The following is a 16,238-nucleotide window of genomic DNA, read 5'->3' on the forward strand; positions in this document are numbered from 1 at the left end:
GCACAATTCTCCTGCATGATCGGATTTTTTCATATATTCACACCATTATTTTTCTATAATTAGTTAGCTGACGAAGTTCTATTACGCAATCCTATCTGTAAATTTAATATCAATCGGCGGATATCCTGCCTTCATCGCTTCTTTTACCTTATCTCGCAGGATATGTGGAGTAGGGAATGCAGAAAATGCCCTGCCGAAGCAAAGCGCCTTTCTGTTCTTTCCTATCATATTGACCGGAACATTTTCTGGGAAACAGGTTTTCCCCCTTTGGTCTTCTCCAGTTCTTTTCTGGCATTCTCCGATTTCTCCACCCTCACCAGTTCATTCTGTACATTCCCATGTCCAAGATAAGTATAGGTATTCAGCGTTACCCCCATGTCGCTATGCCCCTCAAACAATGGCACTGTGAATCCTGGTACAATCCAAGTATTTCCTCCGAAGCGCTCATTACATAAACAACGGCGGTATCCCAAAGATTTAAGCCATGCTCCCATTGCGATACGCGGTAATTTCTGATTATTCACTCTCTGCAACCCCAAATTTATCTCTGAAGTCCTCATAACTGTTCACCCAGTCAAATCGTATCTGATCACTTACTGCCTGAAAATGCAGTTTGCCGCACTGAATCTTCTCTCGCTCCACCTCCTGTAAATTGATATCCTGCTTGCCTGCCTTGGTTTCAACGATGAAGTAAATCCCCAAATCCGGATCATACAGACTGTTTTTCTTGCACACAATAGCCCAGTCTGGGGTATAATTGCCATAAGGAGTATCAATGACAAAGCCTCCCTTTTTCAGCTTTGTAAACAGCAATACATTCTGATTATTTTCCAGCTTTTCCGCAAACTCCTTCTCTCCTTTGCTGTCCATTTTGTAATACTCGTTCATTGCCGCACTATGAGTGGCATTTGCCTGAAAAACACTCCATTCCTCCTGAAAATCCTCTTCGCTGATGGTATCAAGTTCAAAGATATTCTTACTATCCAATTCATACCCCTTTATCACTTCATAGGAAGTAAGGTTCGCCGCTTTCGTATGGTTCAGCCGTTTTAGTATCAACTGCGTAATTGTGTCCAGGATATCCTGATTGTTCAATAGGTCTCTTTTCTCAACAGCCTGAATAATTTTGAATATGGCAAGTCTTGGAAGCATCGTATGATACATGATGTATGTAACAATCTCAAAGTCACTCTTTGTCCCGAAAGCAGCTTCCCTTTCCAGTTCCTTCTCCCCACAGGACACCTCTTCCATAACAAACCTTGCAGATTCATTAAATGCTGCCATACCAGCCTCTATTTTAAACACATTCTTTGCTTTCATTAACCTGAGGTAATGATTAATCTCAGATGCACAATCTTTAATAAATTTATCTTTATCAATCCTGAATTTGTATATCGTCCGCTTCATGAGATTTTCCCTGAGGGCAAAGTAAATCTTTTTAAACACACCCTGTGTGACAAAGGATCTTACCTTATTTTCCCAAGGCTCATTATCTCCGTTGCGGATCTCAATCTTTTTTGTGCCTCTCTGCACCATCAGTTCCTTAAACTGCTTCTTAATCTTCTCCATGTGCTCACAGAGAGTGTCCTCTGCAAAGGTCATCGTATCAATTAGTTTCGTAACTTGATCTGTTGTGCCCTGTAACATGTTATCCCGATTCATCACACCGGCAGAAATAAGTTCCTGTCTCAATGTGTCTGCCAATTCCGGAGTGATTTTCCCCTGTGGTACCCCGGCGGTTTTCAATGCAGAAATCAAAATCTCGGCGGTAACTTCATTCTTATTATAATTCATAGTATCATTGAAATCTTTTTGTAATGCTGCGGCAAAGTGATCATAGTAGTCGTTTGCTATAACTGTAAGCTCATTGATTCTGCCATCCAGGCAGCGGTTGCCGGTGATATCTACAGGCAGCCTTAAGCCTCTGCCAATTTCCTGCTTTTTCGCTATCTCAGAACTCCCGGACTTTAATGTACACAAGGTAAATACATTCGGATTGTCCCAGCCCTCACGAAGAGCCGAATGAGAGAAAATGAATGCAAGAGGCTCCTCAAAGGATATTAACTCATCCTTTTTCTCCAGAATCAGACTGATGCCGCGATCGATATCTTCCCGGGACTTTGCCCTGATATTCATAGTATCCTCGTCAGCCGCGGAATCCCATCCCTCTATTTCGACCGCATTTTTTTTGGCGTCCAGAGCAAAGTAGCCTTCTCTGACCGACTGTACATTCGTATAACCCGGGAAAAATTCTTGATACTTTTCAATCACAGCTCTATTCTTAGAGACATACCGCTTGTACTCTTCGTCAAAAATCCTTAAGTACTCGCCCCTGCCGTCGGGCGCTGCACTGTCCCTGACTTTATGGACAGAATCAATAAAGAACAGCGTCAGTGCCTTAATTTTTCTTCCGGTATTTAAAATTGTTATCTGCTTTTCAAAATGGTTCTGAATCGCAAGCCTTATCTGAATACGCACAGCTTCATTTTTTTCAGTTTCATAGGTACTGTGTCCCTGTTCCAATACAATCGTTTTCTCTTTCGTTGCTATTACCAGGGGCTTAAGTTTGTGGGGTTCCCCGGCAACACGCATGTCTTTGTACTGCAAAAGACCGCCTGACAATTCTTCAATAGAAGTACCTCCCCGGGCATTACAGCTCCTAAATCTGATTGTGCCGCCCTGCTCCTGTGAGAATATCTCTATTCTTGCCTTCAAATCAGAGGTAAAGGATACATATCGGATGTAAGGATAATCTTTAGGAATCACCCCATGTACAGTTTTTACTGCGATTTTCTTTACCAGCTCCTTCTGATATGCGGCATAGGAGTCCAGCTTGTAGATTTGGTTATACAGCTGTTTGTGTGTTGCAGAATATCTTAAAGTAAATAATGGCTGCAGTTCCTCTATAGCTTTCAGAGACTTGGATTTATTCCTCTTTGTACCCTCCAGTTTCTGTGGCTCGTCGATAATAATAATCGGCTTAATATATTTGATATCTTCCCATAGAATCTGCCCATACTCATCTTCCGTTCTAATCTTGTTGGTATCCTTATTAAATGCCTGAATGTTCAACACACAAATGCTTAAATCACTGCTCTCCACCAGCTTTGCGCTGACCTGCCTTGGATTGCTGCTGTCATAGACAAAGCTGTGCCTTAATATATCCACATTATATAGCCTTTTAAAATGGTCCCGCAGCTGTTCCATTGACTTTTCAACTCCTTTACGGATTGCAATGGAGGGTACTACTACCATAAACTTTTTAAAACCATATTCCCTATATAACTCCAGTATAGTACGAAGATACACATAGGTTTTGCCTGTGCCCGTCTCCATTTCTATTGTAAAGTTGTTTCCCGCTGCCAAGGCAGAATCTGCAAACAGATTATTCTGCAGCTGTACACTTCTTAAATTCTCCAATAGTCTGGAACCCGCTACAATGTCGTGATTTTTTATGGGATCTCCTTCACCAATCTTACGAATACGGTCTGATCCATAGATGCTATCCACTCGTCTGGGTAATCCTTGAAAAAGCCTTACGGCAGAGTTCACCGCCTGCAGCTGATAATCAAGGTTATCGTCGAACTGGAATGTTATTCGTCCTGCCATGATTCATTTCCCCTTAAATAAATTCTACAGTATATACAGGTTTATCTGTTCCGGCATTCTTCGAGATAAGTGCCTTCAATCTTCGAAATGTCTCATCTTTTAATGCAATATCGTCTCTGAACGCAGAATCCCTGAAAATAAACTTGATCGGCAGCGGTACAAGCTCTGCCAGTTTATTTATCAATTCTACGGTTATCTCTGTTTCCAGACATACCAGATAGCTGCCCCCATAGAGATATGTGCGTCTTCCAATGTCAGACAGCTGTTCCAGAGACTCGGATAAAACTACATTGCGCTGTCTGAGCATTAATTCGTACACAATATCTGCGTCATTCGCTCCGGGCATAAAGTCCGCAAGATCCGGAGCACTTTCGATCTGCGAAAAATCAAGCTGCCCTGCATCCATAAGTGAGTTCCATTTTATATTGGTGGGCGCGATACGGAATACCTTAAATCCCGTATCCACTTCACAGTCCGGATTCTCTCTCACAATGCTCTCGCCAGCACGCCGGATACGCTCCTTGCCAATTTCACATATAGAAGTAAATCCTGCCTTATTTGCCTCACTTGACGCCTCTAGTGTCTCAGGAATCTGTACCATGATAAACCTTCTTTTGCCCTTGTCTTCGCTGTTCAGCTTCATGACCGCATGTGCTGTTGTAGCCGAGCCCGAAAAAAAGTCAAGTATGATATCATGTTCACTGGTGTGTATTTTACACAAAAAGCAAATTAAAGATGAGGGCTTGGGAAATGGAAAAATTTTGCTTCCAAACAGGTTCGTTATTTCTTTTGTTCCATCCTGGGACATTCCGATATCATCTCCGAGTTTTGTACTCACTGCAATCCGTCCAAAGTCCTCCCCGGCCTTCTCCATATCATCTTCTTTCCAATATCTAAGCGCCGGCTTGCTAATATTTAAAAAAGAATAATCCCCAGGGAAGACAATTCTGCCCTCCTCATAATATTTTTTAAAGGTATCCTGAGTAATTGCCCATGTTCTGTTGGGATTGGCAGGGTATTCCACACCTGTCTTAGGATTGATCATTGTGAAGTAGCTGTTCGGTCTCTCACTTGCGGTTGTCTGCTTTGTCAAATCGTGTATTCTCCATGGCCGATCTGGATAATCATCGCTCACATAATATTTTCTTTCTTTTCCTGCTATGCTACCTTTGAACAATGATGACTTTGCATAGCATACAATCCACTCATAATCCTGAGATATTCCAAATGGCACGTCTGATTTAGCGGTTCTCTTTCTCCATGGAAATATTGCAACATAATTATTCTCACCAAAAACCATATTGCAGAGATTTTTTACGTTTTCCAGCTCATTATCATCTATGCTGATAAAAATGGCTCCGTCATCTGTCAATAAATCTTTTGCCACCAGCAGCCGCGGATACATCATGTTCAGCCAATTTGCATGATACCTGTTATTAGATTTCTTATTTACTGTATATCTCTCACCCAGTTCACTCATATCGCCTTCTGCTTTCAGGCTGTCTGCTTCCGACATCTTATAATTATCATTATAAATAAAGTCATTTCCCGTATTATAAGGGGGATCAATATAAATCATCTTTACTGCATTGTAATAGTTCTGGCGTAACAGCTTTAAAGCTTCCAAATTATCGCCTTCAATATAAATATTCTCGGTTTTATCCGCCTCTTTGCTTTCAGGCAAAACCAGTTTTAATGTCTTTCCAAAAACATCCTCTTGTGCCGCTTTTTTAGCGTTCTGCTTACCCGCCCAAGTAAATTCGTACTTTTCTTCTTTAACCTCCGTAAAAAAACCCAGCTCTTCTTTTAATGCATGAAAGTCTACTTCACCATCTTTGACAGCGGAAGGAAAGATTTGCGCCAATTTATTTAGGTTATCATTCTGAAAATGATTCATATTTCTGTCAACTTGTTTTGTTTTCATCTTCAATCTCTGCTCCTTCTCTCACAGCGCTAAACCAGGTACTCCAGCAGACTATGCATTGGCCGTGTATCCCTTAGTTTTATCTTTGGTGCCTGGCAATTCTCTGTGCTGTATGTACCAAATTCCTTCACATCATTCTCCCCAATCCAGCCTATTATTGCCATATTCCTTTCTGTCGGTACAGTAATTCTAGGTTCTCCTTTCAGCTTCAGCCAATAATATACCTGAATATTTACCTTCCGCAGTTCGCTCGCCTTGGTTGCCACCGTAAAAGTATCTAATATATCATCAATTGTGCTTTTATACACCGACAAGGAAGATTTTACCGAACATTTTATTTCGGTTCCTCGTATATCTTTTAAGATAATGTCATGTCCCAAATCAGGATTTCCGGATCTTTTATTTACCGCTGAGACCGCATATTTCCCATTCTGCAGCAGCCAATTAATAACAGCCGCTTCCGCTGCTTCTCCCATCAGGATATCTATAAATCTCTCCATATATCCCCTTGCATGTAAATCCCTGCGGTCTATCATAGTCTCACAAAGAATTTGTGCATTCTCTGTACAAATATGCATATCTGATTCTGATAATTGTATTTTAACAATTGTATCTCTTGTAACCGCCATACTTGTTCCTCCATTATCATAATATTCTAAACCATTTACTGTTTCAGACTCTGCCTGAATGTGAATAAGGTTAAAATCTGCACTTCGCTTTACCACCGAGTATACCTAATTATCGGAACAATATCAACTCTATCGGGATATCTGGTACAGCGTTTGGCAAATACTCTTTTGGGAAATAAACGCAAAAATCGGGCTGATATAGTTTTTAACCATATCAGCCCAATCTTTTACTCGTATTGCTCTGCTTTAAGAAATTAATTTTCCATCTGAATTAAAAGTGTACCGCTTTCCATCAATGGTAACGGTTCCAGTTACCATTTCACCATTTGACAATAAATAGTACCAATTCCCATAGTAAGACAGCCACCCCGTTTTCATGGAACCCACAGGGGCCCCGTCCGCATTCCCCTCAGGATTCAGGTAGTACCATTTGCCTTTCCACAGCAGCCAGCTTGTTTTCATAGATCCCACAGGCGCACCGTCAGTGTTGCCCTCTTCATTCAGATAATACCATCGGTTTCCGTTCAATAACCATCCTGTTTTCATAGAGCCTACTGGAGCGCGATCTGTATTCCCGTCTTCATACAGGTAATACCATCTGCCGCTGTCTAATAACCATCCTGTTTTCATTGTGCCATCAGCGTTCAGATAATACCACCTGTTTTCAAAATATACCCATCCACGCTGCATCAGACCATTGGCCCCAAAATAGTACCATTTATTCCCAGTGAGAATCCACTGGTTATAAATTAATGCTCCGTTGCTATCCGCATACTGTGTTCCTCTCGGTGTTGTGACAAAACCGGGTGTGAATTTGGGTATATTCGTTTCAATACTCCCATCCGTATTTATAGTAAATACAATAGCAGAAAGTAAATTATAATAGGAACTGGTAGAATAGAACTTCGAGCCCACTTTTTGGTTAATTTGCGCCATAGTAGCATTTGGTATATTGCCCAGATACCCAGTCTGTACAATATATTTAGGATTGGCTTCATCTAACATTGCTTTTGAATTAGAACCCGCAATCCCATGGTGTGCCAATTTATAGATATCAATGTCTTTTACCAGATTCATTCTGATCAAAGCACTCTCCAGTCCGTATACATCATCCTCTACGTTAGATGTCGTATAGGTATTCATGTCGCCTGTCAATAAAACCTTGCGTCCAAACACAGACATTTTGGTGATAATAGATGCACTATTGATATCGTAAAACTTCTCATTCGGGTCATACTCAAAATTAAACAATTCTATGTCAGCACTCTCCCCCAACTTAAACTCACCATTATCTACAGGTGTCAATTTGGTAATAAGCTTGGCATTTGTATCCTGCGCTGCTTTTATTGTATCTGCATATACATATGCATTATCCCATTTCCTATTAGCTGATAGTACATTATCATCTGAATAGGGTTTGATATACACTTTTTGGGGATGAAAAGCTCTTATGACCTCATCAGCCCCCCCTATATGGTCACTGTGTGCATGTGTCCCAATGAAGAATTCAAAGTTATCGTGATTGACGTTTAATTTAGTCAAATACTCATTTACCTCGTCTTCATATCCCGGAGTCGACGCTCCCCCGGGAGGAACATTCGTATCATCTGCAGCATCTACCATACCGAAGTGTTTGGTTCCATCTGCGTCGGTGGCTTCCAGTACGATCGCATCTGTATCAGCTCCGCGCAATGTCAAAAAATGAACCTTAACTGATGGCGTTCCGCTGGCAGTCTTCTCCTCTACAGCTGCATTTGCAGTAACTGCAGGTGTAATAAGCATTACACTGCAGCACATAAGTAATCCTATATTTTTTATAATTCTATTTAACATTTTTCTTCCTCCAATTCTATTAATGGGCATAAAAAAACCCTGAGAGCAGACAATTTTATACTGTCTGCTCTCAGGGTATCCACCCCTCCTTTTTCTAAATGGTTACTATCGGTCCTGCTTCACCAGCCATTTCCCTTTCCAGGCATAAATGGCCATTCCCATGGTTGCAAAGAACCAGGAAACAGGGTATCCCCAAAGTACGGTATCCAAAGTAAAATATACTTTCGTCATAATCTGAATCCACAGAATCCGAACCCCCACCATACTTCCTATCATAATTAACATAGTAGACATCGATTTACCAGCTCCCCGGAATACGCCTCCCATTACCTGTGCTATCGTGATGCCAACATAGAATGGGGCCAGTATCTTGCACATGAGATATCCATACTCTATGACTGCCGTATCCCGTGAGAAGATGCTCAGCGCATCCCTGCCGAAAATCAGAAGTACCGCTGACATTATTACACAGTACCCGCAGCCTATCAGCAGCGTTTTTACCGCCCCCTGTTTTACTCTGTCCAATTTCCCTGCTCCTATATTCTGGCCTGTAAAGGTCATGGCTGCCATACCAAAGCTCATAATCGGAAGTACTATAAATCCGTCGATCTTCATGTATGAACTGGAACCGGCAATAGCATCCTGTCCAAAGCTGTTAATATAAGCCTGCACAATTACATTTGAAAGGGAGATTACCGCGGACTGAATCCCTGTAGGAACTCCCATAACAAGGATACGCCTGGTCATCCTTTTGTCTAACCTTAGTTTGTGAATACGAAGTGTATAGATATCCCTGTCTTTCATTAAAGTCACAATTACCAAAACAGATGATATCCCCTGGGATATAATCGTGGCTATCGCTGCTCCTGCTACCCCCATCTGAAAACAGATGACAAAGATAAGGTCCAGAATAATATTTGCAACTGACGTAGCACACAGATAGTAAAGGGGTCTTCTGGAATCCCCTACCCCCCGGAGGATACCTGCCCCCATATTATAAGTAATATTAAACACAGAGCCCAGGAAAAAAATCCTAAGATATACGACAGCCTCTTTCATAACGCTGTCAGGTGTCCCCATCCAGCGGAGTATTTGTGGGGTCAAGGTAACTCCTACCACAGTGAGTATAATTCCCCCTATGAGACTGAGTACAATGGAGGTATGTACGGCCCACTGCATCTTTTCTTCATTCTTTGCCCCATAATACTGGGCTATGACCACACCGGCCCCTGTAGCAATCCCCATAAAAAGCCCTATGATAAGATTAATCAGTGAATTGCTGGAACCTATGGCTGCCAGCGCAGGTTTGCCGATATAATTGCCTGCTATGACAGAATCTACTGTATTATAGAGCTGCTGAAAGATATTGCCTACAATCAAAGGACCCGAAAACAGAAGAATGCCTCGTATAATACTGCCCTGAGTCAGATCCAGACTGTTGGCTCTTATTTCCTTTTTCACAATATTTCCCCCTTTATGTATTTATTCTAGCATAAATGTAGAAGGGAATACTAGTAGATCTGCCATACTTTCTTAACAGACTAAACTTCCGTCTCTATCAACCTTTGTGCACAAAAATAAGACGCAGGCCAGGGCGTCTTATTGATAAAAACAGCAGAAATCTGAAATACTTATCTCTCAAATTTCTACATCCTAATACTACCACAGATATTATGTGCAATTCTATGCACTGTTTACATTTTAAAATCCTGCAATGCCCGGTTATGAATATTATGTACCTGTCGGTAAGAGTAACCTAACGCTTCCCCAACCTCTTCCCATGTCTTATTATGCACATACTTTAATCTCAGAAGGTTCCGTTCCGTCTCATCTTCCATATGTTCTATCTTGTCAATGATATCTGAATACAACTTGATTCTGCGGTATCTGGCCTGTATCAGTTCTTTCGTTTTACACTCAATCAAAACAACATAATCCGATAAGTCCTTTTTTAGATTCCCATGGGGCATCCCCTCTATGGTATAACTTGGATTCAATTTATGAATCTGTATCTCCTCTATCTCTTCCTCAATTAATTTTGCTGCTATCACCGCCTGTTTATAAGAATTTAGGTACATTTTCTTCTTATCACTGATCGTTTTTTCTTCCTCCATGCTTTCATCCCCCTTATTGCTCTTTTATCGAACATGTGTTCTCTTTTTATAATATTGCGATATCCAGTAATTGTCAATAGCCTATTTCTTCTATTTCTCCTTGCAGTTTTCTACACCTTTCGCTATAATAGTCCAGTATGACTAAAAAGGGAGAGAATGATATGAATAAACAAAAAGACTTTAAACCTTACATTCCGGCTGATCGCATCACGCCGGAGTTCACTGTCACCTCGATTATTATGGGGGTGATACTGGCTGTTGTCTTCGGCGCAGCCAACGCATATCTTGGACTGCGGGTGGGTATGACTGTCTCCGCGTCCATTCCGGCCGCTGTTCTGGCCATGGGTGTTATCCGCGTAATTATGCGCAAGAATTCTATTTTAGAGAGCAACATTGTGCAGACCATCGGCTCTGCGGGAGAGTCTCTGGCCGCCGGAGCGATCTTTACGCTGCCGGCTCTGTTTCTCTGGGCTGCGGAAGGTAAGATGGAGACTCCCAGTATTATAGAAATCACTCTGATTGCTCTCTTAGGGGGACTTCTGGGGGTTCTGTTTATGGTACCTCTGCGCAATGCGCTGATCGTCAGGGAACACGGCATCTTACCCTATCCGGAAGGAACAGCATGTGCAGAAGTACTCCTGGCAGGGGAAGAAGGCGGAGCTAACGCCTCTACCGTATTTGCCGGTATGGGGATTGCAGCGGCTTTCAAGTTTATTATTGACGGCCTTAAAATTGTCCCAAGTGAGGTTTCTTTAAGAGTCAAGGGCTTCGCCGGGGAAATCGGAACTCAGATTTATCCTGCCGTAATGAGTGTAGGCTATATCTGCGGTCCCAGAATTTCTTCTTACATGTTTGCCGGTGGTCTGGTGAGCTGGCTGGTGCTGATACCCGCTATTGTACTCTTCGGGGCTGACCTTACCTTATACCCGGGAACGGAACCTATCGGAGAAATCTTTGCTGCCAAGGGGGCCAGCGGTATCTGGGGAAGTTATATCCGTTACATCGGCGCAGGTGCCTTGGCTGCAGGAGGTATCATAAGCCTTGCCAAATCACTTCCTCTGATTATAAGGACCTTCCGTGATGCCATCAAAGGGATGAAAGGAAGCCAGAACTTGGATACCACCCGCACAGGAAGGGATCTGAATTTTGGAATTATCCTGGGCGGCGTAGCGCTGATTACCCTGGCCATTTGGCTTGCACCGCCTATTCCAGTCAGCCTTCTGGGCGCTGTTATTGTAGTAGTATTTGGCTTCTTTTTTGCCACTGTGTCTTCCCGTATGGTAGGTCTGGTGGGAAGCAGCAATAACCCGGTATCCGGTATGGCGATTGCTACACTTCTTATCGCTACCATTATTCTGAAGTTTACCGGGGACGGCGGCATTCACGGGATGCAGGGGGCAATTGCCATCGGCTCCATTATCTGTATCGTAGCCGCAATAGCAGGGGATACCTCTCAGGACCTGAAGACAGGTTATCTGCTTGGAGCTACTCCGAAAAAGCAGCAGATTGGTGAGTTGATCGGGGTGATCGCAGCCGCCCTTGCCATCGGCGGAGTTCTGTATCTTCTCAACGCCGCGTGGGGCTTTGGCTCTGACCAGCTGGGTGCTCCCCAGGCTATGTTAATGAAAATGATTGTGGAAGGTGTTATGGAGAATAACCTCCCATGGACCCTGGTATTTATCGGGGTGTTCCTGGCTGTAGCCGTGGAGATACTGGGGATTCCCGTACTTCCCTTTGCCATTGGAGTCTACCTGCCAGTGCAGTTAAATGCATGTATTATGGCGGGCGGATTAATCCGTCTGGGTCTGGATAGAAAGAAAGAGCAGGATGAGAAAAAGAAATCTTCGATTATCAGCGACGGTATTCTGTACTGCTCCGGCATGATTGCCGGGGAAGGATTGGTAGGCATCATTCTCGCGATACTGGCAGTCTTCAATCTGGACGCTGTCATCGATCTGTCCGGTAAACTTGGCCTGCCCCCTGCTGCTGCCAATATCGGAAGCCTGCTTGTATTTGCGCTGGTCATTTTAAGTGTGCTGAAGTTTTCCCTGTGGAGAAAACGTAAAGAGAGAAAATAAATTATGAAAAAGAAAGAAAAAGTGATAAACCAGAATTATCTGGAATATATTCCTGTAAAAAATAACTCTATCCGATGGGAAGAGGATTCCAAAGGCACGATTACCTTATTGGTAGAAAACACTGGTTTTTTTAACCGTGCCGCCCAAAAACTCCTGGCCAAGCCAAAGGTAACGAAGATTCACCTGGATAAGCTGGGGAGCTTTGTATGGCCCCTTATTGACGGTGAAACTGATATTATAAGATTGGGAGAGATGGTAGATGGGGAATTCGGACAGGAAGCTGCCCCTCTCTATGAGCGGCTGGCCAAATATTTTCAAATTTTAGAAAGCTATCACTTTATAAGTTTAAAAAACACCTGAAAAAAAGAGGATGCGCCGCAGTCAAGGCACATCCTCTTTTCTCATATTACTGTTTTTTCACCACTGGTACCCATACTTCATAGCTGGCATTCTGTGGATCCGGGCTGATATAAAACTCGATATCAGGCCCGTTGGCGTACTCATACCCGGAAGTGGGAAGCCATTCTGTGGCAATCCTCTGCTCCAGTCTCTGGATAGACTGGGGCATATCGCCTGTCCCGGGGAATACAGCCCAGGTAAAGGCCTCTACCGTATACTCTTCCATGCCTTCGGGAACCGGTGCGGTGCTTGGCACCCCGATATAGTATCTCCAGTTATCGTCTGTGCAGCAGGCACTGATCCCCAGCACGCCTTTCAGAGAAGTGTTCATCAGTCCCACCAGTCTGGGAATGGTACCGTCTCCAGCAGCCTGATTCCACATCCCGGGAATAAACTCAAAGTTCTTCTCAATCTCTTTGTACATGGGCTGGGATACTCCCACTACTCGGAAAGCCTCTTTCTGTTCAATTCTGTAATTCATCTCATCTGCTCCTTTTACTGTGATTTTGAAGCTGACCGGAGGATAGGATTTTAAGGCGACACCGTTTTCTTTTGCCATAGAAGGTGGTATCCCGTGTATAGTCTGAAACGCCCGGTTGAAGGCTGTAGGCGAACTATAGCCGTACTTAAGAGCCACGTCTATAATCTTCTCCTCACTGCTCCTTAAGTCCACTGCCGCCAGGGACATGCGTCTGCGCCGGATGTATTCACCAAGGGATACGTCTGCCATATATCCAAACATCCTCTGAAAATGATAGACAGAACAGCAGGCTGTCTTCGCAGCTTCTTCATAATCAATCTCTCCCGTCAGATGTTCTTCTATATATTGCATTGCCTCATTCCATCTCTCAATCCATTCCATAAGCTCAACTCCTTACCGTTAGTATACAGATTTATAAATTACGCGTCCTCTCTTTTTCTGTTCAGTTTTGAGAGCCGCCGCTTTTCAGATACTGTTCCTCAAACTCCTCCGCCGACATGGGTTTGGCAAAATAATACCCCTGAACAATATCACAGGATATAGATTTCAGGAATTCTACCTGTTGTTCGGTCTCTACTCCCTCTACCACTGTAGTGATAGACAGATCCCGGGCCAGATTAATAATATTCCTCATAATTACTTCTCCCCGGCAGCTGTCCTCCTGATTCGACAGAAATTCCTTGTCCAGCTTGAGCTCGTCAATATACAGCTCATTTAGAATATTCAGGGATGAATACCCGCTGCCGAAATCATCCATAGATACACGAAATCCCATGGCATGAAGCCTTTCCATCGCTTCTTTAATTTGATCCAGATGATTCATGGTAACACTTTCCGTTACCTCAAGAATAATCAGGGAAGGGTCCAGATGATATTTATCTACAATCTCATGGAATTTATCCATATATTCAGAGTCATAGAAAGACAGCCTGGACTGGTTTACGGATACCGGCACCGCAGGATAACCCTTTTCAAGCCAACGGCTGAGATACCTGCATGCTTCCTCCAGCATATACATATCCAGCTTTGTAATAAAACCATTCTCTTCAAATATAGGTATAAATTCATCCGGATAATACACAGTTCCGTCCTTGGTATACCACCGCACCAGAGCTTCTGCGCTGTGTACCTCCCCGGTGTCCAGTGCATATTTAGGCTGCAGCACCATACAGAATTCTCTGTTTTCCAGGGCCGCATACATTTTATTCTCAACTTCACTTTTCTTTCTTGCCTTCTGGTGAAGCACCTCATCATAAAAAGCGATAGCGTTATAGTCATTTCCCTTAACACTGTTAAGTGCCAGCATGGCACGGTTCATAATAGTATCTATATCTGCGTTTCGTCCACAGTCCTTTTCCTCAATAACCTTCACTCCAAAGTTGCAGATAATGTGATAGCTCTGGTTCTGGCTCAGGCTGAAATCACTGATCTGCTTCTGAATCTGTTCCAGACGGTTTACAGCTTCCTCTCTGCCTTTATAGTCCATAAAGATTCCAAAACGGTCCGCACTGTCTCTGTAATATCGCTCTCCCTCCTCCATGCTGGATTTCAAGACAGCGGCAATATGCTTAAGCAGCCTGTTTCCTGTCTCGTAGCCAAAAAATTCATTGATGAATTTGAATCCGCTGATATTAAACAGAACCAGCGCATTGTCCGCTGTTCCCCTCAGCAGGCCAGGCAGATCGGCGGTAAACCGGTTCCGATTATCCGCACCGGTCAGAGTATCTGTATAAGCCAGCTGTTCCATCGTTTCCCTGCTTCTTCGAATCAAACGGTAAATATAGAAAAACAATACGGCAAACAGCAGAACCATGCAGAGCATGACGCTGAGGAATACCCAAAGCAGGGTGTTAAAATTGCTGTTTAAGAATTTTTGTGGTACCACGCAGTAGATATGCCAGTCCTTAATTCCGACAGGGACTACTGCCATCCAGTATTCCGTTCCCTCATACCCAATATTTGCAAAAGCCTCTTTCCCCGCACGCATATCGGATAATATCTCCTCTTTGGTATTTCCCGGGAATTCCCCTTTGTCAAAAATGTTAGACAGCTCCTCCTGGATTACTACATGATGAGAGCGAACAATAAAATTCCCATCTTCATCAATGACATGCACGTACGCGATTCCCTCAAATATCTTCTGCTCTATTATCTCCGAAAATTTTGAGGAGAGGCTCGTAGCTGTCAGGACGCCGGTTAGCTCCCCCTCGTGATAGACAGGAACTCCATAGCAGTTAATAGTATTTTCTGAAAATCTGTCCTTCATAGTATCCGAAACTGCTTGTCTGCCTGTAAATGCCTCCCGGACAAATTCTTCATCTCCTACATATTGGTTATAATGCTTCGTTCCATCTGTATCTACAAAATAACCGATTCCGTCAGGAGTTACGTATCCCATCCTCAGGAAACTATTCCTCCTGCTTTCGGCTTCCAGATATTTCATAACCTGATCCAAATCTGAGATATCTGTTTCCCCTACAAATATAGATACTGCCTCCAGGGTCTGGAAGTCGCCGTCTATTTTAGTGGTTATAATATTACTGTACTGAGAGACAATTTCCTTCAGGTTCTGCTTTATTTCCTGCTTTTGGGTCTCCTGAATACTGGAATAAATAAAAATACTGATACCAATCAATATCACGCTTATCAAGGCAACCAGAATACCGGGAATCACAATCTGTTTCTTTAAATTTTGTTGATTCAATCTTCTGCCCTCACATTCCCTCTGGATTATACGGGATAAATAATCAGATTTTCCATGGTCTGCTCCATATCAATTGTCAGATAAAGTTCTCCGTCTTTTTTGTAGATATCTTTCACTGCCCATACCTCTGACTCTAAAAATGTCTGGACATTCTCTATCCGCTCGGACTGAGCTGTCTTTATTATAAAGGGAGGCCTCCCTATTGGGATTCCCATCTGAAAGTTTTGTTCTCTTACAATTACCATCATATCTCTATCCCCGGAATCGGCCTCGTCCTCTTCCCAAAGCCTGACCACCGGAGTAATCGTCCCCTTATAATTGCACACTCCTGCATAATAATCAGGCAAACATGGAACCTTTGAAATCTGCAGAGAAGAGCATATCTCTACTACCTGGAAAAGCTCTATCCCATAATTCCTCTTGTCTCCCGGAATACAAAGTATCTCATCGCTGTGTCCGGACTCCAT

At 43.1% G+C, this 16,238-nt stretch carries 12 protein-coding genes; 2 read left to right on the forward strand and 10 right to left on the reverse strand.

Annotated elements, in window-relative coordinates; translation table 11 throughout:
• Positions 1 to 224: 224 nt before the first annotated feature.
• The 7 genes from GKG41_RS23470 to GKG41_RS09630 form a co-directional block, all read right to left on the reverse strand.
• Complete coding sequence (locus GKG41_RS23470) at positions 225 to 524, reverse strand: hypothetical protein (protein ID WP_243141011.1); 300 nt, start codon at positions 522 to 524, stop codon at positions 225 to 227.
• Positions 517 to 3,609 carry a DEAD/DEAH box helicase family protein gene (locus GKG41_RS09605; RefSeq protein WP_154258294.1) on the reverse strand — a complete coding sequence of 1,031 codons (3,093 nt, stop codon included), beginning with the start codon at positions 3,607 to 3,609 and terminating at the stop codon, positions 517 to 519. The genes GKG41_RS23470 and GKG41_RS09605 overlap by 8 nt, the downstream gene beginning before the upstream one ends.
• A gap of 13 nt (positions 3,610 to 3,622) precedes the next feature.
• Positions 3,623 to 5,533 carry a site-specific DNA-methyltransferase gene (locus GKG41_RS09610; protein ID WP_154258295.1) on the reverse strand — a complete coding sequence of 637 codons (1,911 nt, stop codon included), beginning with the start codon at positions 5,531 to 5,533 and terminating at the stop codon, positions 3,623 to 3,625.
• Positions 5,534 to 5,562: 29 nt separating this feature from the next.
• Positions 5,563 to 6,162 (reverse strand): hypothetical protein, encoded by a 600-nt coding sequence (locus tag GKG41_RS09615; RefSeq protein ID WP_154258296.1) that lies wholly within the window; start codon positions 6,160 to 6,162, stop codon positions 5,563 to 5,565.
• A 246-nt stretch (positions 6,163 to 6,408) separates the two neighbouring features.
• On the reverse strand, positions 6,409 to 7,995 hold the full coding sequence (locus GKG41_RS09620; protein ID WP_173015594.1) for a hypothetical protein: 1,587 nt from the start codon (positions 7,993 to 7,995) through the stop codon (positions 6,409 to 6,411).
• Between the two features lie 105 nt (positions 7,996 to 8,100).
• Entirely contained in the window at positions 8,101 to 9,456 is a 1,356-nt protein-coding gene (locus GKG41_RS09625; RefSeq protein WP_226903978.1) for an MATE family efflux transporter, read from the reverse strand.
• 233 nt (positions 9,457 to 9,689) lie between these two features.
• Positions 9,690 to 10,109 carry a sigma factor-like helix-turn-helix DNA-binding protein gene (locus tag GKG41_RS09630; RefSeq protein ID WP_154258298.1) on the reverse strand — a complete coding sequence of 140 codons (420 nt, stop codon included), beginning with the start codon at positions 10,107 to 10,109 and terminating at the stop codon, positions 9,690 to 9,692.
• Positions 10,110 to 10,270: 161 nt separating this feature from the next.
• Between GKG41_RS09630 and GKG41_RS09635 the strand changes: the two genes are divergently transcribed.
• Positions 10,271 to 12,187 (forward strand): oligopeptide transporter, OPT family, encoded by a 1,917-nt coding sequence (locus GKG41_RS09635; RefSeq protein WP_154258299.1) that lies wholly within the window; start codon positions 10,271 to 10,273, stop codon positions 12,185 to 12,187.
• Positions 12,188 to 12,190: 3 nt separating this feature from the next.
• Positions 12,191 to 12,547 (forward strand): PqqD family protein, encoded by a 357-nt coding sequence (locus GKG41_RS09640; RefSeq protein ID WP_154258300.1) that lies wholly within the window; start codon positions 12,191 to 12,193, stop codon positions 12,545 to 12,547.
• 46 nt (positions 12,548 to 12,593) lie between these two features.
• Here the strand turns inward: GKG41_RS09640 and GKG41_RS09645 are convergent, their stop codons facing one another.
• From GKG41_RS09645 to GKG41_RS09655, 3 genes are all read right to left on the reverse strand, one after another.
• Positions 12,594 to 13,448, reverse strand: coding sequence for an AraC family transcriptional regulator (locus GKG41_RS09645; RefSeq protein ID WP_154258301.1), 855 nt, complete (start codon positions 13,446 to 13,448; stop codon positions 12,594 to 12,596).
• A gap of 61 nt (positions 13,449 to 13,509) precedes the next feature.
• Positions 13,510 to 15,771 carry an EAL domain-containing protein gene (locus tag GKG41_RS09650; protein WP_154258302.1) on the reverse strand — a complete coding sequence of 754 codons (2,262 nt, stop codon included), beginning with the start codon at positions 15,769 to 15,771 and terminating at the stop codon, positions 13,510 to 13,512.
• Between the two features lie 26 nt (positions 15,772 to 15,797).
• Positions 15,798 to 16,238, reverse strand: coding sequence for a chemotaxis protein CheW (locus GKG41_RS09655; protein ID WP_154258303.1), 441 nt, complete (start codon positions 16,236 to 16,238; stop codon positions 15,798 to 15,800).

This window comes from Lactonifactor sp. BIOML-A5, from assembly GCF_009677585.1.
Classification (GTDB): Bacteria; Bacillota; Clostridia; order Lachnospirales; family Lachnospiraceae; genus Lactonifactor.